The 22077-nt window shown below is 74.5% G+C and carries 19 protein-coding genes, 1 other RNA gene and 4 pseudogenes; 15 read left to right on the top strand and 9 right to left on the bottom strand.

Annotated features, from left to right (window positions below; translation table 11 throughout):
• A partial coding sequence (locus tag MW084_RS08060; RefSeq protein ID WP_275563532.1) for a bifunctional RNase H/acid phosphatase occupies positions 1-820 on the top strand: 820 nt, incomplete at its 5' end.
• A 128-nt stretch (positions 821-948) separates the two neighbouring features.
• On the opposite strand, the gene yaaA is transcribed toward MW084_RS08060, so the two are convergent.
• Positions 949-1731, bottom strand: a complete 783-nt coding sequence (gene yaaA / locus MW084_RS08055) for a peroxide stress protein YaaA (RefSeq protein WP_010476230.1) — start codon at positions 1729-1731, stop codon at positions 949-951.
• 92 nt (positions 1732-1823) lie between these two features.
• Between yaaA and MW084_RS08050 the strand changes: the two genes are divergently transcribed.
• Complete coding sequence (locus tag MW084_RS08050) at positions 1824-3266, top strand: RNB domain-containing ribonuclease (RefSeq protein WP_039830185.1); 1443 nt, start codon at positions 1824-1826, stop codon at positions 3264-3266.
• A gap of 809 nt (positions 3267-4075) precedes the next feature.
• On the opposite strand, the gene MW084_RS08045 is transcribed toward MW084_RS08050, so the two are convergent.
• A partial coding sequence (locus MW084_RS08045) for a MerR family transcriptional regulator (protein WP_420833731.1) occupies positions 4076-5150 on the bottom strand: 1075 nt, incomplete at its 3' end.
• 76 nt (positions 5151-5226) lie between these two features.
• Between MW084_RS08045 and rnpB the strand changes: the two genes are divergently transcribed.
• An RNA gene (gene rnpB, locus MW084_RS08040) (RNase P RNA component class A) lies at positions 5227-5627 on the top strand.
• 391 nt (positions 5628-6018) lie between these two features.
• Here rnpB and MW084_RS24530 read toward each other — a convergent pair.
• A pseudogene (locus tag MW084_RS24530) lies at positions 6019-6156 on the bottom strand (tyrosine-type recombinase/integrase); the annotation flags it as partial.
• Positions 6157-6574: 418 nt separating this feature from the next.
• Here MW084_RS24530 and MW084_RS08030 point away from each other — a divergent pair.
• The 5 genes from MW084_RS08030 to MW084_RS08010 all read left to right on the top strand — a co-directional run bounded on the left by MW084_RS08030 (position 6575) and on the right by MW084_RS08010 (position 10162).
• A complete protein-coding gene (locus MW084_RS08030; protein WP_010475867.1) occupies positions 6575-7114 on the top strand; it encodes an SMI1/KNR4 family protein in 540 nt (179 codons plus the stop codon).
• Positions 7115-7196: 82 nt separating this feature from the next.
• Complete coding sequence (locus MW084_RS08025) at positions 7197-7616, top strand: integrase core domain-containing protein (RefSeq protein ID WP_158684380.1); 420 nt, start codon at positions 7197-7199, stop codon at positions 7614-7616.
• 186 nt (positions 7617-7802) lie between these two features.
• Complete coding sequence (locus MW084_RS08020; RefSeq protein WP_050986869.1) at positions 7803-8477, top strand: Lsr2 family DNA-binding protein; 675 nt, start codon at positions 7803-7805, stop codon at positions 8475-8477.
• A 956-nt stretch (positions 8478-9433) separates the two neighbouring features.
• On the top strand, positions 9434-9637 hold the full coding sequence (locus MW084_RS08015) for a hypothetical protein (RefSeq protein WP_162471427.1): 204 nt from the start codon (positions 9434-9436) through the stop codon (positions 9635-9637).
• 27 nt (positions 9638-9664) lie between these two features.
• Positions 9665-10162, top strand: coding sequence for a hypothetical protein (locus MW084_RS08010; RefSeq protein WP_010475859.1), 498 nt, complete (start codon positions 9665-9667; stop codon positions 10160-10162).
• A 513-nt stretch (positions 10163-10675) separates the two neighbouring features.
• Here MW084_RS08010 and MW084_RS08005 read toward each other — a convergent pair.
• Together MW084_RS08005 and MW084_RS08000 are read right to left on the bottom strand one after the other, a co-directional pair.
• Entirely contained in the window at positions 10676-11218 is a 543-nt protein-coding gene (locus tag MW084_RS08005) for a class I SAM-dependent DNA methyltransferase (RefSeq protein WP_010475857.1), read from the bottom strand.
• A gap of 120 nt (positions 11219-11338) precedes the next feature.
• Entirely contained in the window at positions 11339-12220 is an 882-nt protein-coding gene (locus MW084_RS08000; protein ID WP_010475855.1) for a C40 family peptidase, read from the bottom strand.
• A gap of 230 nt (positions 12221-12450) precedes the next feature.
• On the opposite strand from MW084_RS08000, the gene MW084_RS07995 reads away from it, so the two are divergent.
• Positions 12451-12705, top strand: a complete 255-nt coding sequence (locus MW084_RS07995; RefSeq protein ID WP_010475853.1) for a DUF6332 family protein — start codon at positions 12451-12453, stop codon at positions 12703-12705.
• 274 nt (positions 12706-12979) lie between these two features.
• Here MW084_RS07995 and MW084_RS07990 read toward each other — a convergent pair whose 3' ends face one another.
• The 3 genes from MW084_RS07990 to MW084_RS07980 all read right to left on the bottom strand — a co-directional run bounded on the left by MW084_RS07990 (position 12980) and on the right by MW084_RS07980 (position 18679).
• Complete coding sequence (locus tag MW084_RS07990) at positions 12980-17020, bottom strand: nSTAND1 domain-containing NTPase (RefSeq protein ID WP_275563531.1); 4041 nt, start codon at positions 17018-17020, stop codon at positions 12980-12982.
• 146 nt (positions 17021-17166) lie between these two features.
• Positions 17167-17616, bottom strand: a complete 450-nt coding sequence (locus MW084_RS07985) for a peptidase inhibitor family I36 protein (RefSeq protein ID WP_010475032.1) — start codon at positions 17614-17616, stop codon at positions 17167-17169.
• Positions 17617-17716: 100 nt separating this feature from the next.
• Positions 17717-18679, bottom strand: a complete 963-nt coding sequence (locus tag MW084_RS07980; RefSeq protein ID WP_255115478.1) for a hypothetical protein — start codon at positions 18677-18679, stop codon at positions 17717-17719.
• 447 nt (positions 18680-19126) lie between these two features.
• On the opposite strand from MW084_RS07980, the pseudogene MW084_RS07975 reads away from it, so the two are divergent.
• The 3 genes and pseudogenes from MW084_RS07975 (at position 19127) to MW084_RS07965 (ending at position 20503) form a co-directional block, all read left to right on the top strand.
• A pseudogene (locus MW084_RS07975) lies at positions 19127-20001 on the top strand (helix-turn-helix domain-containing protein).
• A complete protein-coding gene (locus MW084_RS07970; RefSeq protein WP_010475028.1) occupies positions 19998-20183 on the top strand; it encodes a DUF397 domain-containing protein in 186 nt (61 codons plus the stop codon). The pseudogene MW084_RS07975 and the gene MW084_RS07970 overlap by 4 nt, the downstream one beginning before the upstream one ends.
• A 134-nt stretch (positions 20184-20317) precedes the next feature.
• Complete coding sequence (locus MW084_RS07965; protein WP_010475026.1) at positions 20318-20503, top strand: DUF397 domain-containing protein; 186 nt, start codon at positions 20318-20320, stop codon at positions 20501-20503.
• 187 nt (positions 20504-20690) lie between these two features.
• Here MW084_RS07965 and MW084_RS07960 read toward each other — a convergent pair.
• Positions 20691-21063, bottom strand: a pseudogene (locus tag MW084_RS07960) (PhzF family phenazine biosynthesis protein); the annotation flags it as partial.
• On the opposite strand from MW084_RS07960, the pseudogene MW084_RS07955 reads away from it, so the two are divergent.
• The 3 genes and pseudogenes from MW084_RS07955 to MW084_RS07945 form a co-directional block, all read left to right on the top strand.
• Positions 21064-21141, top strand: a pseudogene (locus MW084_RS07955) (hypothetical protein); the annotation flags it as partial.
• 15 nt (positions 21142-21156) lie between these two features.
• The gene (locus MW084_RS07950) at positions 21157-21309 is read left to right on the top strand and encodes a hypothetical protein (protein ID WP_010475023.1); all 153 of its coding nucleotides are present in this window, start codon (positions 21157-21159) and stop codon (positions 21307-21309) included.
• A gap of 87 nt (positions 21310-21396) precedes the next feature.
• Positions 21397-22056, top strand: a complete 660-nt coding sequence (locus tag MW084_RS07945; RefSeq protein ID WP_158684371.1) for an SMI1/KNR4 family protein — start codon at positions 21397-21399, stop codon at positions 22054-22056.
• Positions 22057-22077: the final 21 nt, after the last annotated feature.

The following is a 22077-nucleotide window of genomic DNA, read 5'->3' as shown; positions in this document are numbered from 1 at the left end:
CTCCACCACCGGCGCCGCGGCCCCGGCGCCGGTGGTGGAGCCCGCGCCCGCGGGAGGGCCCGTGCCCGCAGGAGAGCCGGCCCCGTTCGCCACCGCTCCCGCCCCGTCCGCCACCGCTCCCGCCCCGTCCGCCGACGACGGCGGGGCCGCGGCGACGCCCGCCACGCCGCCCGTCGGCTGGGCCGCGCCCGCCGACCTCGGGACGCCCGCCACGTTCGTCCTGCTGCGGCACGGGGAGACCGCGCTCACCCCGGAGAAGCGGTTCTCCGGCAGCGGCGGCGGCGACCCCGAACTCTCGCCCGCCGGGCGGCGCCAGGCCGAGGCCGCCGCCGCCGCCCTCGCCGCGCGCGGCACCGTGCAGGAGGTCGTCTCCTCGCCGCTGCTGCGCTGCCGCCAGACCGCCCTGACCGTCGCCGGGCGCCTCGGCCTCGACGTGCGGATCGACGACGGGCTGCGCGAGACGGACTTCGGGGCGTGGGAGGGGCTGACCTTCGCCGAGGTGCGGGAGCGCTACCCGGACGAGCTGGACGCCTGGCTCGCCTCCCCGAAGGCCGCGCCCCCCGGCGGCGAGTCGTTCGCGGCCGTGTCCCGCCGGGTCGCCGCCGCCCGCGACCGGCTGACGGAACGCCACGCGGGCCGCACGGTCCTGCTGGTGACGCACGTGACACCCATCAAGACCCTGGTGCGGCTGGCGCTGGGCGCCCCGCCCGAGGCGCTGTTCCGGATGGAGCTGTCCGCCGCGTCCCTGTCGGCCGTGGCCTACTACCGGGACGGCAACGCCTCCGTCCGCCTCCTCAACGACACCTCCCACCTGCGCTGACCGCCGCGCCCCGGGCCGCCCCCGGACCCGCCGTACGCCGGGGGCGCCGGGCGGCCGGGGGCGCCGGGGCCGCCGCGTGCCGCAGGAGGGCCGCCGCCCACCGGACCCGCCGCGCCCCGGCCGCGGGCTCAGTGGACCTCGTCCACCAGCACGTCCAGCGCCCACGGCTTCCCGGCCCGGCCCGGCGCCGCGCACTCCACCGCGTACCCGAGGTCCCGCAGCGCCTCCACCAGTTCGGCCGGCGACCCCGGCGCCGCCCCCGACTCCAGCAGGGAGCGCACCATGCGGCCCTTCGTCGCCTTGTTGAAGTGGCTGACCACCTTCCGGGTCGGCGCGTGCAGCACCCGCACCGTCACCGTGCGCCCCGCCACCTCGCCCTTCGGCCGCCACACCGCCGCGTACGCCGCCGACCGCAGGTCCAGCACCGGCCCGTCCCCGGCCGCTTCGGGCATCACCTCCGCCAGGGGCCCGCGCCAGTACGCGCCGAGCGCCCCCAGCCCCGGCAGCCGCACGCCCATGGAGCAGCGGTACGACGGGATGCGGTCGTCGACCCCGACCGCGCCCCACAGCCCGGAGAACACCAGCAGCGACGACCCCGCCCGCCGCCGCGCCGCCGCGTCCAGCGTCGCCAGGCCCAGCGCGTCGTACAGGACACCCGTGTACACCTCGCCGGCCGGACGGGCCCCGGCGGTGGGCAGCGCGGCGTTCTTCGCGACCTCGCCGCGCAGCCCCTCGCTCAGCCCGAGCACCTCGCGGGCCTTCTCCGCATCGGCGGCGCACAGCCCGACCAGCTCCGCGAGCACCGCGGCCCGCGCCCCGGCCAGCCCCGGCAGGGACAGCGCGCCCGGATCCAGCGGCGCGCCGCGCCCCGGGGCGGCCTTGCCCTCCGAGGGCGGCAACAGCACGAGCACGGTGGTTCTCCTCACGTCCGGACGGCGGCCGGGACACGGCCCGGGCCAGCGTACAAAGTGACGCGCGGCGCCCCGCGCCCTACGCTCGGCGTATGCCCCGACGCCGACTCCACGTGACCGGTGCCGCCGAGACCCCCCTGCGGGCGGCCCTGCGCGCCCTGCGCGACGGACCCGACATCCCCCGCGCCTTCCCGCCCGACGCGCTCGCCGAGGCGGAGGCCGCCGCGAAGTCCCCCCGCCTGCCCGGCCGGGACGCCACCGACCTGCCGCTGTTCACGATCGACCCGCCCGGCTCGACCGACCTGGACCAGGCCATGCACCTGGCGCGCCGCGCCGACGGCGGCTACCGCGTCCACTACGCCATCACCGACGTGGCGGCGTTCGTCACGCCCTCCGGCGCCGTCGACGCGGAGGCGCACCGCCGCGTCCTCACCCTGTACCTCCCCGACGGCCGCGTCCCGCTCCACCCGCCCGTCCTGTCGGAGGGCGCCGCGAGCCTGCTGCCGGGCCGGACCGTGCCCGCGCTGCTGTGGCGGATCGACCTCGACGCGTACGGGCGCCGCGTCGCCACCGACGTCGGCCGCGCCCTGGTCCGCAGCCGCGTCCGCCTCGACTACGCGACCGTGCAGCAGCGGATCGACGCCGGCACCGCCGAGGAACCGCTCACCCTGCTGCGCGACATCGGCCGCCTCCGCGAGGACCTGGAGGTCCAGCGCGGCGGCGTCTCCCTGAACGTGCCCGAACAGGAGATCGTCGAGGAGGACGGCGCGTACCGGCTCGTCTACCGCGCCCCGCGCCCCGCCGACGGGTGGAACGCCCAGATCTCCCTGCTCGCCGGCATGGCCGCGGCCGACCTGATGACCGCCGCGGGCACCGGCGTCCTGCGCACCCTGCCGACCGCCCCGGACGGCGCCGTGGCCCGGCTGCGGCGCTCCGCCAAGGCCCTCGGCGTCGACTGGCCGCACCACGTCCCGTACGCCGCGCTGGTCCGCACCCTCGACCCGAACTTGCCCCGGCACGCGGCGTTCCTCCAGGACTGCACGGCGCTGCTGCGGGGCGCCGGCTACACCGTCTTCACCGACGGCAACCTGCCCGCGCTCGCCCTGCACGCCGCCGTCGCCGACGAGTACACCCACTGCACCGCCCCCCTGCGCCGCCTGGTCGACCGGTACGCGGGGGAGCTGTGCGTCGCCGCCGTCGAGGGCCGCGAGCCGCCCGAGTGGGTGCGCACCGCGCTGGCGGCGCTGCCGGCGGAGATGGCGGAGGGCTCGCGGCGCGCCAACCGCGTCGAGCGGGAGTGCGTCGACATCGTCGAGTCGGCGCTCCTGATGGACCGGGTCGGCGAGGTGTTCGCCGGGACGGTCGTCGACGTGCGGGACGACGACCCGACGGTCGGCACCGTGCACCTGGAGGACCCGGCCGTGGTGGCCCGCCTGGAGGGCGCGGGGACACCGCTCCCCCTGGGGGAGCGGCTGGACGTACGGCTCACACAGGCGTACCCGGGGCGGGAGAAGGCGCTGTTCGCACCCGCCTGAGCGCGGCGTACAGGGCCCGCGGGTCGTCGGCGTGGAACCGCACGACCCGCACCTCCCGCCGCCCGCCGAGCAGCCCCACCGCCTCGACCGGCGACGCGAGCTCCAGGGTGAGCGAGGTCTGCCCGCCGACCTTCAGGTCCAGTTCGCCGTCGGCCTTCCGGTGCGTGAACAGCGGCTCGTACCGTACGGCGGCGATCGCGCCGAGCGGCACGGCGAGGTCCATGTGGCCGCCCTGCCGCAGCCGCAGCACCCGCCCGTCCAGCAGGTGCGGCCGGGTGACGGACGCGGCGTGCACGCCCAGCACGAACAGCACCGTGTAGACGTCGAGCACCAGGAACACCTCGTGCACCACGGGAACGTCCCACAGCAGCCAGGACACCCCCACCGCCTCGACGGCGCACACGAACGCGAAGCCGTACATGAGCGCCGCCTGGTCCCGGGCGTGCCCGAACGCCTCCACGCCCCCGCGCACCCCGTGCCGCCGCCGCCCCGCCCACCGCACCAGGCTCACCATCAGCCCCAGCTCGTGCCCGGCGAGCCGTACGACGGGCTCCGGCACCACCTCGTACAGCGCCTCGCGCGGTGGCAGCCCCCGGCGGCGGGCCCGCCGGTACACGGCGGCGTCCAGCAGCACGGTGGCGACGACCAGCACCTCCAGCGCGTACAGCGCGGGCGCGGGGAGCGCCACCCCCGCGAGGAGGCACACGACGAACCCCGCCTCGGCGGGCAGGGCGGCGTACGCGACGCCCCGCAGCAGCCGCCTCACCGCCCGCCCCCCGTCCACCTGTTCCGTGCCCGGCCCGCGGCCNGGGCACTCCCGGTGGTCCCCGGCACCGGCGCCGTCGCCGGTGTCCGGCCCGCGTCCCTGCCCGGCGCGGTGCCGTCCCCGCCCCGGTCCGCTGCCGACGCCCGGTCCGTCGGCCCGACGGACGCGGCGCCCCCGGCCCGGCCCGCGTCCCCGTCCGAACCGGGCTCCTCGCCCGAACCGGCGTCCCCGCCCGAACCGGGCTCCTCGCCCGAACCGGCGTCCCCGTCCGAACCGGGCTCCTCGCCCGAACCGGCGTCCCCATCCGAACCGGCGTCCCCGGCCCGGCCCACCCGCTCGGCGACCGTCCGCAGCGCCCGCCGGACCACCTCGGCCTGGGCGGCGGAGAACTCCGCGAGGAACGCCCCCTCGAACCCGCCGCCTCCCGGCCACCCCTCCGGGCCCGCCTCGGCCACCTGCCGCGCCACCTCGTCCGGCAGCAGCTCCACCAGCAGCGACGCGGCGGGCCCGACCCGGGGGTCGCCGGCATCGGCGCCGGCCAGTTCGTCGAGCCGCGTGTACAGGTCGTAGGCCCGCTCCATCGCCTCCGGGGAGGCGACGGCGCCCCGCATGGCGGCGACCATCCGCCTGCCGTTCTCGTCGGTGAACGACGACTCCATCAGGGTCAGCAGCTCCCGGTCGAGCGCCGCCGCCCGGGGCTCGGGCCGCCCCAGCCCGGCGCTGACCCGCGCCATGTCCGCGAACAGGTCGGCCAGCTCGGGCGAGACGGGCCCCTCGGCGGGCAGCCGCCCCTCGCGGGCCTGTTCCAGCAGCTCCGCGAGCCGCTCCCGCCGCGCCCGCACCCCGGCCTCCTGCCGGGCCAGGTCGGCGTCCAGCTCCTCCAGCACCTCGACGAGCTCGCGCCCGGCGTCGTCGGTGAGGACGTCGCGCACCTCGTCCAGGGACAGGCCCAGTTCGGTCAGCCGCCGCACCCGCACCAGCAGCACGGCGTCCCGCAGGGCGTACTCGCGGTAGCCGTTGCCGCGCCGGGGCGGTTCGGGCAGCAGTCCGATGTGGTGGTAATGGCGTACGGCCCGCGTGCTCACACCGGCGAGCCGGGCGATCTCTCCGATCCTCATGCGGCCAGTACAGACGTTGACGTCGCGGCAAGGTCAAGCGCACGGGCGGGGCGGGTACCATGGTCGGTACGGCAGACGAGCCGGGCGGGCGGCCGCGTGGGGATCGCATGATCCTCCCGAGGAACGTCCGGGCTCCACAGGGCAGGGTGGTGGGTAACGCCCACCCGGGGTGACCCGCGGGACAGTGCCACAGAAAGCAGACCGCCGGGGGCCTCGGCCCTCGGTAAGGGTGAAACGGTGGTGTAAGAGACCACCAGCGCCCGGGGTGACCCGGGCGGCTCGGTAAACCCCACCCGGAGCAAGGTCAAGAGGGGCCGTCGCAAGACGGCCCTGCGCGGACGTTCGAGGGCTGCCCGCCCGAGTCCGCGGGTAGACCGCACGAGGCCGGCGGCAACGCCGGTCCTAGATGGATGGCCGTCACCCCGGCGACCGCGAGGTCCCGGGGCACAGAACCCGGCGTACAGCCCGGCTCGTCCTGTCGCACCCCTCTGGCCCAGGTCAGAGGGGGTGACCACTCTGCCCTTCGGCTCCGGGGTCGAATCGGGGTCGAATTGGGTGGGCAGACCGTTCCACGGGTCGACTCACCCTCGCGCCACGATGGTTCGCCTCGTTGCATCGAAAAGTCCTGCACCCGCGGTGCGGTCGGTGTCAAGTCCCGCATCGACGCCGCCGGCCGCGCGGTCGTCGGTGCCGTCCCGCTGCCGTCGACCCGCCGCCGGGTGCCGTACCGCGCTTCAGGGGCGCCGGGTCCGCCGGCGCCGAAGAGCCCGGTGAACGTGTCCACCTTCACGCCCTGCACAGCCACAGGGGGGTGCGCGTAGGTGTCCCACGTCTCGGAGAACTCCGCGTGCCGGGAGAGCGCCTGGACCGTCTTCGGGTCGTACTTGCCGTCCGCCCCCAAGCGGCTCGTGTAGAAGTGCTTGAGGTCGTGGAAACGCGTGCCCTCGGGCAGTCCGGCCGGCTCGACGGCCGCGCGCCACTTGTCGTTGAAGTGGCTGCGCGACAGCGGCCGACCGGCCCGGGTCGTGACGATCAGCCCTTCGTCAGGCGGCGGTACGTAGCCGCGCTGTCTCCGCTCTTGCTCCGGCCGACCGGATTGCGCCCGGCCAGCGATCCCCCTTTTTCGCGCGGATGGAGGCAGCGTTCACGATGGCCGAGGTCCAGTCCACCTTGCCGCGGGCGCCGAGTTCGCCCAGGACGGCCTGGTGCAGCCGCCGCCACAGCCCGTCCCTGGTCCATGCGGAGAACCGGCGATGGGCGGTGGCCGGCGAGACACCGACGTCATGCCCCCGGGCCTGACCATCGAGGCCCGCAGCAACAAGGGATTCACCTTCATCCCGTACGAAGGCGGCAGTCCAACCAACGTCATCACCGTCATGAACGTCCCCAAACGCGTATAGCCGCACAGAAGGGCGCCATCCGCCATGCATCCTGCCGTGGAACGCCTCACCGCACTCATCCCTCCCGCCGGCCCACAGCGCTCCCGTGACTGGCGCGGCGTCGAGCGGGCGATGGGCACGGCGCTTCCCGACGACTACAAGGAACTGGTCGAGACCTACGGCGGCGGCGTCTTCGACGAGACCATCTGGCTCCTGGACCCTGCGTGCCCGGACGAGGACTACGAACTCGTCGCCGCGGCCGCGGAGCGCGCCGAGGTCCTGGCCAACCTGTGGCAGAGCGAGCCCGTCCCCGAGGAGGTCCGGGACACCGGCGCACGGGTCATCCCTTGGGCGTACGTCGAAGACAGCGGAGCCTACCTGTACTGGCTGGTCCGGCCGGAGCGGAAGCCGGGGGAGTGGACCGTGATGTTCAATGAGGGGCGAGGTTCCGAATGGGAACACTACGACACCTCGTGCGCCTCCTTCCTTTTCTCCGTCCTGACCGGCGAGGCGGAGAATGAGTACTTCCCGCAGCTCCCCGTGGAAGACCACCGGTTCGACTCGAACGACGACATCTTGGAGTAGTTCGAGACAGGGGCCTCGACCCCGAATCCTGGACACACGAGACACTGGATCCCGAGGATCTGGGAACGGACATCTCGTGGTCATGAAGGACTATCCGCCGCAGTCCAAGGCGGACACGGTCGCGCTCCACCGGTCCCTGGCCGCCGCCGAGCTCACCCGCGGCAGCCTCGCCGGAACGGTTCTGCACACCGAGCACGGCACCCGGCGCACCAGCGCCGCCTTCGCCGACGCCTGCCGCACAGCGAGCGTCCGCCAGTCCATGAGCGCGGTCGGCAACTCGGCGGACAACGCGCTCGCCGAGTCCTTCGACGCGCCGTTCAAACACGAGACCCTCCAAGGCCGCGAGCACTGGTCCAGCGAGCGCGAGGCCCGCCTCGACGCGTTCCGCCGGCTGCACCGCTGCAACACCCGACACCGCCACTCCCGCCCGGGGCACCGCAGTCCGATCGCCTACGAGAACACCTTCCGAACGACATCACATACGCTGACGCCAGCCGCATAACCCGTGCCCAGGATTCGGGGTCGAGGCCCGATACGGCGTCTACCTCGAGTACACCGATGACCTGCCGGATTCGGTACCAAAGACGATCCACATGCAAGTTGACCGATCCGACGGCTTCCGCCTGGATACCCACTTCGACAACCCCGACCACGCGGCACGGCAGCTCCGACGACGCCAGGGAATCCAATGACCGATCTCGCTTCTCTCATCCGTATCTGCCCTCCGCCCAACCCGCCGATGGGTATCCGCTGGGACCGCGTCGAGGCGGCCTTGGGCATGTCGCTGCCGCAGGACTACAAGGAACTCGCCGACCGCTACGGCCCGGGCGACTTCTGCGACTACCTCGGCGTCTTCCATCCGCACGGGGCAACCGAGTTCTCCCACCTCACGGGCCCCGTACCGGGACGGGTGCGGGCGTATCTGCGCAAGGACTACGACCAGGGCACCCATCCGGTGCCCTGCGATCCGGACCTGCTCTTCGTCATCGGTTCGACCGACAACGGGGAGTACATCTTCTGGATCACCGAGCCGAAGAACGACCCGGACGCCTGGCGCGTCGCCGTCAACGAAGCCCGCGGCCCCCGCTGGTACCTCCACGACGGCACGCTGACGGACTTCCTCGTCGGCGTGCTCAGCGGCCGCGTCCGCGTCCCTCAGTTCCCGTCCGACCTCCTCGACCCGCCGCTGGAGTTCCACCCCGCGCGCCCGGTCCTGTGGAAGCCCGAACCGATCGTCTCGCAGGAACCCGTCGACGCCGGGGCGATCCGCGCGTGGGCCCGGGACAACGGTTACGACGTACCCATGCGCGGACGGATCCCGCGCGAAATTCGCGATGCCTGGGAGCAAGCGAACCGAACCTGACACCGCCGCCCTCACCCGCCGGATGGCTCCACCTCAGCCGCGCGAGATTGACGAGCTTGTGCACGGTAGACAGGGAGGCGTCGGGAACCGCGATGGGGCTTGGCGTTCGCACCGGTCGTGCCGATGCCAGGTCCGCGGTCTGCTGGTGGGGCAGCGGACGGGTGACGGCCTGGACGGTGTGACTCATGTGCCCGCGGCGGCCGAGACGGTGGGCCAGGGCCCGCCGGCTCTTCGAGTGGGCGATACCGTGCTCGACCCGGATCCGCCGTGGGGAGTGCGCCTTGCGCTGCCGCTCGTATGTCTCCTCGTACCAGGCGGGGGGTTTTGAACGTGCGGTGCGGAGGTGTCACCACCCAGCCGCCGGTCTGGGCGCCCAGGCCCTGGCGGTCGGCATCGGCGAGGATCTCCAGCGCGGGTCCGTCGGCCAGGAGCCTGACCGGCCCCGGTCGGCGGGCGCGGGTGGCGTCCGCGCAGCTGCCGGGCTCGGCCGGGCTGCGGAACAGCACCTGGTCGTCGCTGTCCGCGACGATCAGGGTCTTGACCGCGTTCTGCTCGTTCTTGCCGGAGACGAGCGTGTCTCGGCCCTTGCGTCCGGTGCCCGGCCGGCGGGCCCGGATCCCGGTGCCGCCGATGACCCCGGTCTTCCCATCGGCGCCGAGGTGGTCGACGGCCTCTGCCAGGGTCCGCAGTCGAAGGCCGGAGCTCACCGCGCGTCCTCACCCGGCAAGCAGAGGCCGTACCTCGCTGGTGGCGCGGATGATGGTGGAGCGGTCCACCTCGAACCAGAGGGGAAGCGGCAGGTGTGCCGGCCGGGGCCGGGCACCGGGGTCGCAGGGCGGGGGGCCGGACACCGGGCGGCGGCCCGTTCAGTCCGCCGACGCACCCGGCAGAGGCAGTCGACCGTCCAGGAGGGCGCGGACGGCCTCCTCCAGGATGGCGACCGTACGACGCAGTTCATGGTTTTCCTGCGCCTTTTCGTCGTCCCCGTCGGCCGCCGGGACAAGGCGACGAAGATGGACGTCGACGAGCTTCGGGAGAACTTCGGGACCACATACGACCAGCACGTCAACGACATGATCGACAGCCTTCAGAACGACAGGAAGTTCCGGAAGATGCCGGGGAAGCGCGGCTGGACGATCGACTACGACATCCTCAAATAGCCGTAGCCCAGAAGGGAAACCACTTCGATGGACTTCGTCCTGGACCCGCCCCGCGCTGCCGGGCCCGTCCGCCTCGGGATGACCCCCGAGGAAGCCCTGGCCGCCGTCGCGCCCTGGGGGACGCCCGAAGTCGCGCCCCCGGGTGGCAGGCCGCCGGAGAAGATCTTCACGGCGTGCCGGGAGATCGGGGTCAGCATCTTCCTGGAGGACTCCGGCGGGGTCGTCACGGCGGTCGAGCTGTGGTGGCCCGGCGAAGGCCGCCGGACCGACGTACGCGTGCTCCTCGACGGCGACGACGTCTTCACCACCCCGGCCGAGGACCTCTTCCGCAAGGCGGGAGAGCGCGGCTGGACCGTCGACCGCACGGAACCCGAGTACCCCTTCATTCCGGGCGTCTCGCTGGGCTTCACCCGCCAGACCTCCCAGGAGGTACCCCGCACCCCCGGGGGCCTGCCCGTCCATGTCACCTCGGTCCTCGTGGGCGGCGAGCACTACTACGACTTCCGCGTGGAGGACGGCACCTGAAGGGAACGGCTGTGAACGGCTGGGAACGGCTGTCGAATGGACCAGAGGGCGCCGGGTGATGACGAGTCGGCGCCATCGCTCACGAACCGCCGCTTCGTCCTCATCCCGAACTCGTGAACCTGCCCTGGAACCGGGGCCCACGGCCCCTGTCGATCCTGTCTCCATGCCCGTGACGTGGCGAGGCCGTAATGCGGGTGGGGAGCCGGGAGCCGGGAGCCGGGAGCTGGGAGCACGACGCGGCCGCCGTGGCCGGGCGGGTGCCGCAGGAGGCGGGGGAGGAGCGTGGAGTGCACGGTGGCCCGTGCCCCTCGTCGGGTCACGGGCCGCCGGGGCGTCCTTGAGAACACGTTGGTATACACGTCCAACAGGACGGGCCGGGCCGTGCGGGCCGTGTCGCCGCGCTCCGGACGGACTCCTTCCGTACGGGCCGCGGGGCGGTCCCGGCCACCCCCCCTCGGCCCGGGGCCGCCCGCGCGGCGCCGTGGTGGGGGCCGCCGGGGGCTTGGCCTTCGTTCAGGGGCGGCGGTGCACCGAGACGGCGTACGCGCCGCCGGTGTAGGGGTCCCGGGACCAGGTCGCGTACCTGTCCTCCAGGACCAGCCCGGCGGCACGGCAGTGGGCGTCGTAGTCGTCCAGCGAGTAGCCGCGGTCCAGGGAGAAGCCGGCGACGAGGTGCCCGGCCGCCCGGACGTGGGCGCCCGCGCCGGCCACCAGCTCCGGCTCCGTGCCCGGCGGGGTGAACAGGGGGACGTTGCCCGCCATCACCACCACGTCGAACGACTCCCCGAGGTCGAGTCCGACGAGGTCGCGCCGGTACCAGCGGATCTCCGGCGCCAGCCGCCGGGCGGTGGCGAGCATCGACTCGTCGGCGTCCACGCCCACCACCCGGATCCCGTGGCGGGCCAGTTCGATGGCCACCCGCCCCGTGCCGCAGCCCGCGTCGAGGACCGTGCCGGGGGAGAAGGAGCGGACCAGCACGGCCTCCCCGTGCATGTCGCCGCCCTCCGCGGCGATGCGGTCGAGCCGGGCCTGGTAGTCCTCACCGTTCCACGTCATGCGGCCACCCTGGCACACCCGCCGCCCGGCCGGGACGGCTCCCCGCGAAGAGGCGGCGGCCCCGCGGCCGCGCGTCCGGGGCGGGGCCGGGGCGCACGGCCGCGAGGCGGGACCGGCCGGTCAGAACGTGCAGGTGGGGACCCCGTCCAGCCAGGCCGGTCCCTTGATGTAGATGTTCGTCACCCAGGCCCGGTAGTCGGGCAGGTACGACCAGGCGTCGTTGGTGTATCCCTCGGAGGTGACCTCCTCCGCGTGCTTCTGGCACTGGACGCGGATGGTCGTCGAGTACGGGAAGGCGTACACGCGCGCGGCCCGGAGGGACGGCTCGGCCTTCGTCCAGACGCCGCTGCCCCAGGTCTGGTGGATGTGGCCGGTCACCGCGCCGGTGTTGACGCGGAGGGCGCCGAAGTAGCCGCTGTCCAGGCGCACGTCGCTGACCATCAGCCGGGTACCGGACTGCCGGGCCTCGACCATCTTCCCGCCGCCCAGGTAGATGGCGATGTGGTGGAGGTCCTGCGAGGTGCCCCACGCCAGCAGGTCGCCGGGGAGGAGCGGCGCGAGGCCCTGGGCGGCGGTGAACCGCTGGGCGGCGCGGTGCGTGTAGAACTGCCGGCTGGCGACGCCGTCGAGGATGTCCGCGCCGGCGGCTTCGGCGTAGGCGTACCGGACCAGGCCGGAGCAGTCGAACCCGAGGCGCTCGGGGTCGTGTTCGCTGGCCGGGTCGGTCGGGTCGACCTGTCCGTACGTCGGGCCCGGCTGCGGGCCGTGGCCGCCGCCCCAGGTGTACCAGACACCGGCGGCGACCTGCGCGCAGGCGACGGCGACGGCCCGTTCGGCCGCCGCCGACGCGCCCGGCGCCAGGGGGCGGCAGCCGCCCTCGGCGGCCGCGGCCGCGCCGGTGCGGTCGGCGACGGGCGCCCGGGCCGCGGCCGGTGCCGACGCCAGGAGGAGAAGGAGGGGCAACGCGAGGAACGCGCGGATGAGGCTGCTCCACCGGGACATGGGGAACCTTCCGTCGGAAGTGGGTGGTCGGGCAGCAGCCTGCCGACCGGTGCCCGCCCCGTCGAGCACCCTCCTGTCGCCCTTCGGGACGGGCGACGGGAAACCCTCCGGGAAACCCCGCGGCGCCACGGCGCCCTCCGGAAGCCGTCCCGACCGGTGGTCGAGCCGCCCGCGGGAGTCGGCGGCCGGGCGCGGGCGCGGTGGTGTGGCCGTGATGGGAGACTCACCCCGTGGACAGGGGGCGTGAGTCGCGGTGGGAGAAGGACGCGATGACGGTGGAGATCGTCTTCGCCCTGGTGACCGCCGCCCTGCTGGCCGGGGTGGTCTTCGCCGCGGCGTGGGTTCTCGCCCTGGCCCTCGGCCTCTCCGGTCCGGCGGAGAAGGGCGTGGTGGCGGGGGGCGCACTGCTCGGAGCCGTGGCCGGGGTGTGGCGTCTGGTACGGGTGCTGCTCCGGTTCGACGGGTGGCACCGAACGGGCCGCTGACCACGGGTCTTCCTCCTGCGGCCGGCACCCTTCCGGTGTGGGGGCGGGACCCTGACGGGCCGGGATCCCGCCGACCGGGACGGGTACGGGTCGGGCCACCCCCCGGTCGCCGGGCGGACCGGCCTGCCCCGGTCCCCCGGTGCCGGCGTCCACGGCGGGGCCGGGCCCCGGCCCCGCCGCCACGAGCGCAGGGCCGAACCGAACGGTTCCCCGCCTTCGCCGGCGTCCCCGCGCCCTCGTCCGCCACCGCGGACCCGCCGAAGGCGACGACCCCTCAGACCTGTCCGCAGGGGGTCCCCCACGGCAGGCGGGCCTCGGGCGGCAGGGGCCGGCCGCCCACGGGGGTCCGCTCGCGCAGGAGGCAGATCCGGGCCAGCCGCGCCCCGGGGTCCAGGTCCCACAGCCGTACGGTGCCGTCGGTGCCGCCGCTGGCCAGGCTCCGGCCGTCCGGGGCGAAGACGACGCCCTGCACCGCGTCGGTGTGGCCGGTCAGGGTCGCCCAGTGCCGTCGCCCGGGCAGCTCCCACAGCCGTACCGTGCGGTCGTTGCCGCTGCTGGCGAGCAGCCCCCCGCCGGGGGAGAACGCGACGTCGCGCACGGCGCCCGTGTGGCCGGTCAGGACCGTGTCGAGCCGTTGCCCGGGGACGTCCCACAGCCGGACCGAGCCGTCGTTGCCGCTGCTGGCGAGCGTACGGCCGTCGGAGCTGAAGGCCAGGCCGCACACCGCGCCGGTGTGGCCCGCGAGGGTGGCCGCCGGGCGGCGTTCCGCCACGTCCCACAACCGGACCGTCAGGTCGTCGCCGGCGCTCGCCAGCGTCCGGCCGTCCGGGCTGAACACGACGCGGTTGACGTAGTCCGCGTGGCCGGTGAGGGTCCTGACGAGCCGTCGTCCCGGCACGTCCCACAGCCGTACCGTCCGGTCGGCGCCGCTCGACGCGAGCGTCCGCCCGTCGGGCGCGAACGCCACCGAGAACACCTCGCCCGTGTGGCCGGTGAGGACCTTGACGAGCCGTCGCCCCGGCACGTCCCACAGCCGGACCGTCCCGTCGGAGCCCGCCGAGGCCAGCACCCGCCCGTCCGGGGCGAACGCCACCGAGAACACCGTCTCGTCGTGGCCGGTCAGGGCCGCCACCTGCCGGCGGCGGACCGCGTCCCACAGCCGCACGGTGTGGTCCGCGTTGGCGGTGGCGAGCAGCCTCCCGTCGGGGCTGTAGGCGGTCGTCCACACCTCCGTGAACGGGCGGGCCGACAGCACCGGCCCGCCGAGGTCCCACAGCACCACCGACTGGTCGAACCCGGCGGTGGCCAGCACCGTTCCGGTGGCGTTCACGGCCACGCCGAGGACGTAGTCGGTGTGCCCGGTCAGGGTCGTCAGCGGGGCGCCGCGCCGCACGTCCCAGAGCCGGGTGGTGCCGTCGCCGCTGCCGCTGACGACCGTGGAGCCGCCGGGCAGGTACGCGACCGCGTTGATGTCGTCGCTGCTCCCGGTGAGCGTCGTCAGCAGCCGGCGTCCCGGCAGGTCCCAGAGCCGTACGGTCCGGTCGATGCTGCCGGAGGCGATCTGGCGCCCGTCCGGCGAGACCGCCGCGCTGAGCACCTCGTCCGTGTGCCCCTTCAGCACCACCGGCGGGCGGGCGCGGCCGGTGTCCCACAGCCGCACGGTCCGGTCGGCGCCGGCCGAGACCAGGGTCCGGCCGTCGGGGGAGTACGCCAGGGCGTTGACGTTCCCGGCGTGGCCGGTGAAGAAGGCGACGGGCCGGTGCGGGCGTGCGGGGTCCCACACCTGGACGGTCCCGTCCGCGGCGGCGACGGCGAGCCCGCGCCCGCGGGGGTCGAACGCCACCGCGCGGGCCCCCCTCGTGGCGTCGGGCAGGACCGTCCGCGTGCCGCGGCCGGAAGCGGGCCACACGTGCACGGGACCGTCCGTCGAGGTGGCCGCGAGCATCCGGCCGTCGGGCGCGAAGGCGACCGAGCGCACACGGCCGGGAACGGCGAACGTGGCGGTCGTGCGGTGGTCGTCCGTCCGGCGCAGGGCGACCGTGCCGTCGGAACTGGCCGTCGCCAGCGAGACCCCGTCCGGCGCGAAGGCCACGGCGTTCACCGGCCCCGTATGGCCCTCCAGCCGCGCGGAGAACGGCTGGGACTGGGTGCTGAGCAGCGCCCCGCGCGCCTCGGCGGTCGCTTCCAGGCGGTACGCCTCCTCGGCGAGCACCATCGACGCCTCGGGCCGGCCGCCGGCGAGGTACGCGGACTGGACGGCGAGCGCCCGCGAGCGGGCGAGGCGCTCCTGGTGGAGGGCGGCCCCGCGCTGCTGGTAGGTGAGGGCCCCGGCGGTCACCGCGAACGCCAGTAGCAGGCCGAGGGTGGCGCACAGGGACTGCCGCAGCCGCGCGTGCCGCCTCTCCAGGGCCCGCAGGCGGCGCTCCTCCTCCAGGCCGGCCCGCAGGAAGGCCTCCTCGCACGGGCTCAGCCGGCGCCGGCCGTCCGGGTCGTCCAGCCAGGCCCGCACGCCGTCCAGCCGGGCGCCCCGGTAGAGCGCGGACGGGTCGCGGCCCTCCCGCTCCCACTCGGCCGCCGCGTGGGACAGCTGCTGGTGGGCCAGGAGCTCGGCCCGGTCGGCACGGAGCCAGTCCCGCAGCCGCGGCCAGGCGTGGAGCAGGGCCTCGTGGGTGATCTGGACCGTGTCGCTGTCCACGGTGACCAGCCGGGCCCGTACGAAGGCGTCGAGCACCGCGGCGGCGCCGTCCGTGTCGGCGAACTGCTCCAGGAGGGCGGTCCGGCTCATCCGGCGCCGTGTCGCCCCGGCGCCGTCGGCGACGTGGACCAGACGTGTCAGGACCCGCCGGACGGTCCTCCGCCCGGCCGGGTCCAGGCCGGTGAACACGGTCTCGGCGGTCCGGGTGACCGCTCCCCGGATGCCGCCGGCCCGCTCGTACCCGTCGACGGTCAGGGCGGAGCCCCGCCTCCGCTGCCACGTGGCGAGCAGGGCGTGCGAGACCAACGGGAGCGCGAAGTCGGGCACCCCCTCGGAACCCTCCCCGGTGTGGCGCGGGGCGGCGAGGGGGGTCTCGGTCGGCACCCCGCCCAGACCGGCGTCCCGCAGCACCAGCGGCACGAGGCCGGGCTCCAGGGTGATGCCGGCGAGCTCCGCGGGGCGCGTGACCGACTCCCGCAGCTCCGCCACCGACATCGGCGGGAGGACGAACAGGCCGTCGGTGAAGGCGCCGGCCAGTTCGGGGAGGCGCAGGCAGTCACCGGTGGAGTCGGCGCGGACGCCGAGCACCACCACGGCGGGTTCGGGCGCGTCCGGCGCCGGGGCCGGACCGGCCAGGGCGGCGAGGACCCGGACGAAGGCCCGCCGCTCCTCCTCGTCGGAGCAGTCGGTGAACAGTTCCTCGAACTGGTCGACGACCAGCACCGGGCGCGACGGCGGGAGCGGCCCGCCGCCGGCGGGGGCCGTGGCGTCCGACCGGGCGGCCACGGCGGCGAGCAGCGCCAGGGGATCGTCCCGTACCTCCTCCACGGTGACGCCCAGACCGCCGCCGAGGACCTTCGCGGTGCGCTCCAGCAACTCGTCCAGGGGGCGGGAGGTGGGGGTGAGGGTGACGACCGGCCAGCGTCCGGCGCCCGCCACCGGCAGGTCCCCGCGGGCCAGGGCCGGGACGAGTCCGGCGTTGAGCAGGGACGACTTCCCCGCGCCGGAGGGGGCGACCAGCACCAGCGGACCGCTGCCGATCCGTTCGAGGACCCGCTCGACCAGCGCGGCCGTCGCGCGCTCCCGGCCGAAGAACCACTTCGCGTCCTGCGGGGTGAACGGCAGCAGACCGCGATAGGGGCAGGCGGCCTCCGGCTGTCCCCCCGGCGGGTCGGCCGGGGTGTCTGCTTTGCCGCCGGGGGGCGCCGGCCGCGCCAGGAGCCCCAGCAGGCGGCCCTCGGCGCGCAGCACCTCGTCGCAGAGCCGGGCGACGTCCGCGGTGGGCCGCTTGGCACCGGTCTCGATCTTGCTGAGGTACCCCTTGCTGTAGTGGGTGCGCCGCGCCAGGTCGGTGAGCGACAGGCCGGCCTCCCGCCTGAGCCGCCGCAACTCCCCGGCGAACGACCCGGAGCCCGGGGACTCCCGGCCCCCGAAGTTCACGCGGTCCGTGTGGCCGGTGCGGTCGGCGCGGCCCTTGCGGTCCGCATGGCCCGTGCGGTCGGTGCGGTCCGTGCGGTCCGTGCGGCCCATCTGGTCCGTGCGGCCCATCTGGTCCGTGCGGTCCGTGCGGTCCGTGCGGTTCCGTCGGTCCGCTGCGATTCCCGGCTGCGAGTCACTCAAGGCATCCCCCTGGCAATGAGGCCGTCGAGCAGGCGGCGTCCAGGCTAGGGCGGGGGCCGCGGACTCACCGAGGCTTTCGGCCGGAGTGGCGTGAACACGAAAGCCCGGAACCGCGTCGGCGGTTCCGGGCTTCCGCACCGGGCGGATCAGGTCAGGTAGTGCGAGCACTCCCCGCTGTTGACCCACTTGTGCGAGGAGATGGTGTCGTGGGCGCTGACGCCGTTGCTGAGCCGGTTGTCGGTCAGGTTGTCGGCGTAGAGCTCGTACGGGCTGAGGCAGGCGTGGCCGCCGCCGTGGTTGGCGTGCTCGTAGAACTTCACGTAGGCGAGGTTGCCGGTGTAGCCGCGGTTCATCACGGACGAGGCCCGGTCCTGGGAGCCGCCCCACCAGCTGCTGTTGCCCGCGCTGACCATCAGGAGGGCGCCGTCGCAGTTGATGTGCTCCCAGGCGTACATGTTGCCGTTGCGCGGGCCCCACTTGCTGTCGCAGAGCGCACTGGTGGCGGCGTTGTCGGTGGCCTGGGCGACGGTGGCGGGGGCGGTGACGCCCAGGGCGGCGAGCCCCAGGACGGCCGCCGCGGCGGCGAACTTGCGCATGGTGATTCCCTTCGGATGTGGTGTGGGTGGAGCGTGACGGGTGCCGGGGCGGCACGCCGCCGGTGGTGGTGGGCGGGGCGCATCGTGGGGCGACGGGGGGTCAGTCCCGCTCCGGGACGATGCGCACCGCCCGGTCGTAGGCCCGCCGGCCGAGCGACCGGTGGGTGTCGAGGTCCCTGCCGAACCGGTCGCGCAGGCGGCCCTCGTAGAACGTCTCCCGGGCCGTGACCACGGCCCGCAGCGACGTCCGGCGGGCGCAGGTCGCGTCCGCGACCGCCGTCCGCCGCTCGGCGGCGAACGCCTCGCCGACGCGGTCCGCGCCCGGGCGGGTGGTGGCGGCCTTCGTGGCGTCGCGGGCCGCCTGGGGGTCCTTGTAGGGGTGCCCGGCCCGTTCCATGCACCGGGACCACGCCCGCAGCGCGGCGGTGAGCTGGGGATCACGCATCAGGCGGTCGCGGTAGAGGGAGCCGACCCCCATGGCGACCTTGCTCGTACGGAACCACTCCGCCGGGTCGCCGTAGAGCGCGCGCTCGGCCTCCTCCGTACAACCGCCGAGGCGTTTGCGGATCTCACCGCCGGCCGGCAGCGGCGCCCTCAGCAGCCGGGCGTCCTCGCCGCCGTCGAGCGCGGCGTCGAAGGCGGCGCGCCGCTGCGGGGGAAGGCTCCGGCGGTAGGCGCCGACGGGGTGGGCCTCACGGGCGCGCTCGCCCTTCAGGGCGATCAACCCGCCGTAGCCGTGCGTCCGGGCCCACGCGACGTCGTCCTGGACGAAGCGCACCGGACGGCTCTCCTCCAGCGACAGGGCCCGCTCCTCGGGGTAAGCGAAGCCCCGGCGGTTCATGCACTGCTTCGTCAGCCGCTGCAGGGCGTCCGTGATGCGCAGTTCCTGCTGCCACGTCAGCGGTTGGAGGCGGGTGCCGCCGGCGGGCGCGGTACCCGGATCCGACGGCCCTTCCGTACGGGACGACCCGCCCGCACCGGTCCCCCCGGCCGGGGCGCACCCGGCGGCCCCGGCCGCCGCGACGGCCAGCACCGCGCACAGGGACACCAGTCCGCGTCTCATGCCCTTCCCCCTCTCGACCCCGCGGCCCCGGTCGCCGGTGCCGTTCCCCGGTGCCGGTGGCCGACGACCGCCGCCGCCACCGACGGACCCAGAGTGGCCGCCCTCCCGGACCGGGAGCCATGGGTTTCCCGTTGCCCGCCGCGCCGGTCGCCGGGAAACCGGCGCTGAGCAGGGGAAACAAACCGCCGAGGGCTACGCCGGGACCGCCGGGACGACGGCCCGGGCCGGCCACCGGCCCCGCGCGGTCGGCGGGAAACGGTCGGCGGGGCGCATGCGCTCGCGGGGCCACGGTGGCGGGCGCACGCGGGCGCGCTCCGGGCGCGCGGTCCGTACGGTGCGTCAGCGTACGGACGCGTTCCGTGGACCGTGCGGCGGTCCGCGCGCCAGGCTGGGTGCCGTCGACGGCAGGACGGCGAACGGCGCGGTACGGAACCGGAGGTGGTCGCGATGACCGACGGCGGTGTGGCGGAGGACGACGAGGGCGTGCCGGGCGACGAGGTGGGCCGGGAACCCGACCCCTCGGACAGCCTGCGGACGTTCGGGGCGGTCCTGCAGGCGCTGCGCGAGCACGCGGGGTACGGCAGGATCGAGTTCGCGGAGCTGGTGAACTTCTCCCGGCACACCGTGGAGTCGGTGGAGCTGGGGCGGCGGATGCCCGACGCGGCGCTGGTGGAGCGGGCCGAGGAGGTGCTGGGGAACACGGGGGCGCTGCTGAAGGCGTCGAAGTACGTGACCCGGGGCGCGGGGACGTGGGACTCGCTGCCTGGTTCCGGCGGTGGGCCCGGCTGGAGCGGGTGGCGGTGAGCCTGTGCACGTACGAATGCCGCCTGGTGCCGGGCCTGCTGCAGTCGGAGGGGTACGCGCGGGCCCTGTTCGAGAACCGCCTCCCGCTGCTGACCGACGAGCAGTTGGAGGCCCAGGTGGCGGCGAGGATGGACCGGCAGAGGATGCTGCTGGAGCGGCCCACCGTCTCCTTCCACTTCATCGTGGAGGAGGCCGTGTTCCGGCGCGGGCTGGGCGGCCACGATGTACAGCGGGACCAGTTGGACCACGTACTGGAACGCGCCGCCCCCCGCCACGTGACCTTGCAGGTCATGCCGACGGACGCGGAAGCCCACGCCTGCATGGACGGACCCGTGCGACTCCTGGAGACACCGCAGAGGCGGCGACTGGCGTACTCCGAGGGACAGGAGAACGGCCGCCTGATCTCTGACCCGAAAGAGGTGGGTCTGCTCTGTCACCGCTATGACACACTGCGCTCGCAGGCCCTGGACGCGAAGAAGTCCCGGGAACTGCTGGAGCGACTCCGAGGAGAGCTATGAGCACGACGGGACCGGTCTGGTTCAAGTCCAGCCGCAGCGGCAGCTCGGGCGACGACTGTGTGGAGGTCGCCGTGACGGAGCGGGCCGTGTGGGTGCGGGATTCCAAGGACGTGTCGCGTCCCCCTCTCGCCGTGGGCCGTGGCGAGTGGGCGCGGTTTGTGGGGTTCGCGGCGGACGTGTGAGCCGGTGAGGGCGAGCGTCAGGGGTTCGCCCTCCGGAGCAGGCCGTACACGGACTCGGGCGCGGCTGCCCGGCGGGCGCCTGTGTACGCCGCGAAGGAATCCTGGGATCTGACGGAACGACTCCGAGGAGAGCTGTGAACACGACGGAACTTACGTGGTTCAAGTCCAGCCACAGCGGCAGCTCGGGCGACAGTTGCGTGGAGGTCGCCGTGACGGAGCGGGCCGTGTGCGTGCGGGATTCCAAGGACGTGTCGCGTCCCCCTCTCGCCGTGGGCCGTGGCGAGTGGGCGCGGTTCGTGGGGTTCGCGGCGGACGTGTGAGTGGTTGACGGGTGGGCGCCGGTGACGGGTGGGCGCCGGGTTTTCCGGCCCGGTGCGCCCGCCCGGGCCCGACCCCGGAGGAGCGCTCCGGTGTGAGCACCCAGCCCCATCCCCGGAGGAGCGCCCCGGCGTGAATGCCCGGGCCCGGGCGNCCCCCGGGTCCGGCCCCACCCCCCGGGTCCGGCCACTACATGCGGGTGCCCGTGCCCGAGACCCGTACGCGGGGGTCGCCGGCGCGCAGTTCGACCGTCAGTTCCGCCGGGCGGCCCAGGTCCTCGCCCTGGTGGAGGGTGAGCACCGCCGCCTCCGGGACCAGGCCCAGGGCGCGGGCGTACGCGCCGAAGGCGGCGGCCGCGGCGCCCGTCGCCGGGTCCTCCACCACCCCGCCCACCGGGAACGGGTCGCGGACGTGGAAGACGGCGTCCGACTCCCGCCACACGAGCGGCCAGCGCCTCCGCCACGTCCCCGGCGTCGGCCTCCTCGACGTACGGTTCCACGCTGGTCAGCGTTGCGCACGGCACGCCGTCCCGCTCGGTCACCGACACGGGGACCTCGCCGGAATCGCCCCGATCCCGGCATCCTCCGGCCGCACCCACCACCGTCACCTCAACAGAGGCGGCGACCGGGCCGCGAACAACGCTCCGCACACCATCGTGCTGGTCCGCATGCGCTATGACGACCGCACCCGCGCCTACGTCGAGCGCCGCGCCAAGGAAGGGCTGAACAAGAAGGACATCATGCGCTGCCTCGAACGGCTCGCCGCTCGCGCGATGTACCGCGTGCTGACCAGCACACCAGCCGACTAAATCGCGCAAACCGACCTCGCTCCTGCGGCTTGACATCCATAGGAGCATCCGATACCGCTGCGAACGGCGAAATTGACAATGGAGACGATGATGAGTGAGCGTGCCCGAGTTGAAGCGGCGTGGAGCCGTTTCGAGACATGGTTGAGCCAGCATGCACCCAGGTCGTACGGGCTGCTGCGACCGGCTGCCGCACCAGGGCGGATTGAGGAGGCGGAGCGGGCCCTCGAGGTACGCTTCCCGCCCGAGCTTCGTGCCCTCTACTCCCTACATGATGGGGTACGTGGCGTCGACCTGAACGAGTTCGGGGAACAGCCACTCCTTCCCTCGGGTGAGGACGACCCCTGGCACAGGCAGGCGAACGCAGTCGATTTCATGCCGAACGGTCAGGCATGGCTGCCGCTTGAACACGTCGTCAGTACGCACGCCTCGCCGCTGTCGGAGTACGCAGGCGATGAGTCGGTCCGGTACGTTCCGGTCACCGCGTCTGCTCTCCACACGATGATGTACGGCACCTACCTCGACCTGGATACGGGCATGCTCGGCATGTGGTCGGATGCCTCCGAGCTTGAGCCGCTCGGTGTGGGCCTGGCCGAATGGCTGGAGGACGGGGCCGATGCGCTCGTCGAGGCCCGCCCCACCCGGACCATGGGCATGCTGCCCTACCTGTCACCCACCGGTGACGGGCTGGGCTGGTTCGATCCTGACCCCATGTACGAACAGGACGGCTGGCGCCCGCTCGGCTCCTGACCAGAGCCCGGTCACAAGGCA

It is taken from the genome of Streptomyces sudanensis (assembly GCF_023614315.1).
In the GTDB taxonomy this organism is placed as follows: Bacteria; Actinomycetota; Actinomycetes; order Streptomycetales; family Streptomycetaceae; genus Streptomyces; species Streptomyces sudanensis.
This window is presented reverse-complemented; position numbering and strand designations above follow the sequence as displayed.

Bases quoted from the DNA above. Each gene is read 5' to 3' on its own strand.
- MW084_RS07970 (WP_010475028.1), top strand. From the start codon at position 19,998: ATGAGCACGACGGGACCGGTCTGGTTCAAGTCCAGCCGCAGCGGCAGC.
- MW084_RS08030 (WP_010475867.1), top strand. From the start codon at position 6,575: ATGCATCCTGCCGTGGAACGCCTCACCGCACTCATCCCTCCCGCCGGC.
- MW084_RS08050 (WP_039830185.1), top strand. From the start codon at position 1,824: ATGCCCCGACGCCGACTCCACGTGACCGGTGCCGCCGAGACCCCCCTG.
- MW084_RS08020 (WP_050986869.1), top strand. From the start codon at position 7,803: ATGACCGATCTCGCTTCTCTCATCCGTATCTGCCCTCCGCCCAACCCG.
- MW084_RS08015 (WP_162471427.1), top strand. From the start codon at position 9,434: ATGGTTTTCCTGCGCCTTTTCGTCGTCCCCGTCGGCCGCCGGGACAAG.
- MW084_RS08025 (WP_158684380.1), top strand. From the start codon at position 7,197: ATGAAGGACTATCCGCCGCAGTCCAAGGCGGACACGGTCGCGCTCCAC.
- MW084_RS08005 (WP_010475857.1), bottom strand. From the start codon at position 11,218: ATGACGTGGAACGGTGAGGACTACCAGGCCCGGCTCGACCGCATCGCC.
- MW084_RS07980 (WP_255115478.1), bottom strand. From the start codon at position 18,679: ATGAGACGCGGACTGGTGTCCCTGTGCGCGGTGCTGGCCGTCGCGGCG.
- MW084_RS07945 (WP_158684371.1), top strand. From the start codon at position 21,397: ATGATGAGTGAGCGTGCCCGAGTTGAAGCGGCGTGGAGCCGTTTCGAG.
- MW084_RS07985 (WP_010475032.1), bottom strand. From the start codon at position 17,616: ATGCGCAAGTTCGCCGCCGCGGCGGCCGTCCTGGGGCTCGCCGCCCTG.
- MW084_RS08010 (WP_010475859.1), top strand. From the start codon at position 9,665: ATGGACTTCGTCCTGGACCCGCCCCGCGCTGCCGGGCCCGTCCGCCTC.
- MW084_RS08000 (WP_010475855.1), bottom strand. From the start codon at position 12,220: ATGTCCCGGTGGAGCAGCCTCATCCGCGCGTTCCTCGCGTTGCCCCTC.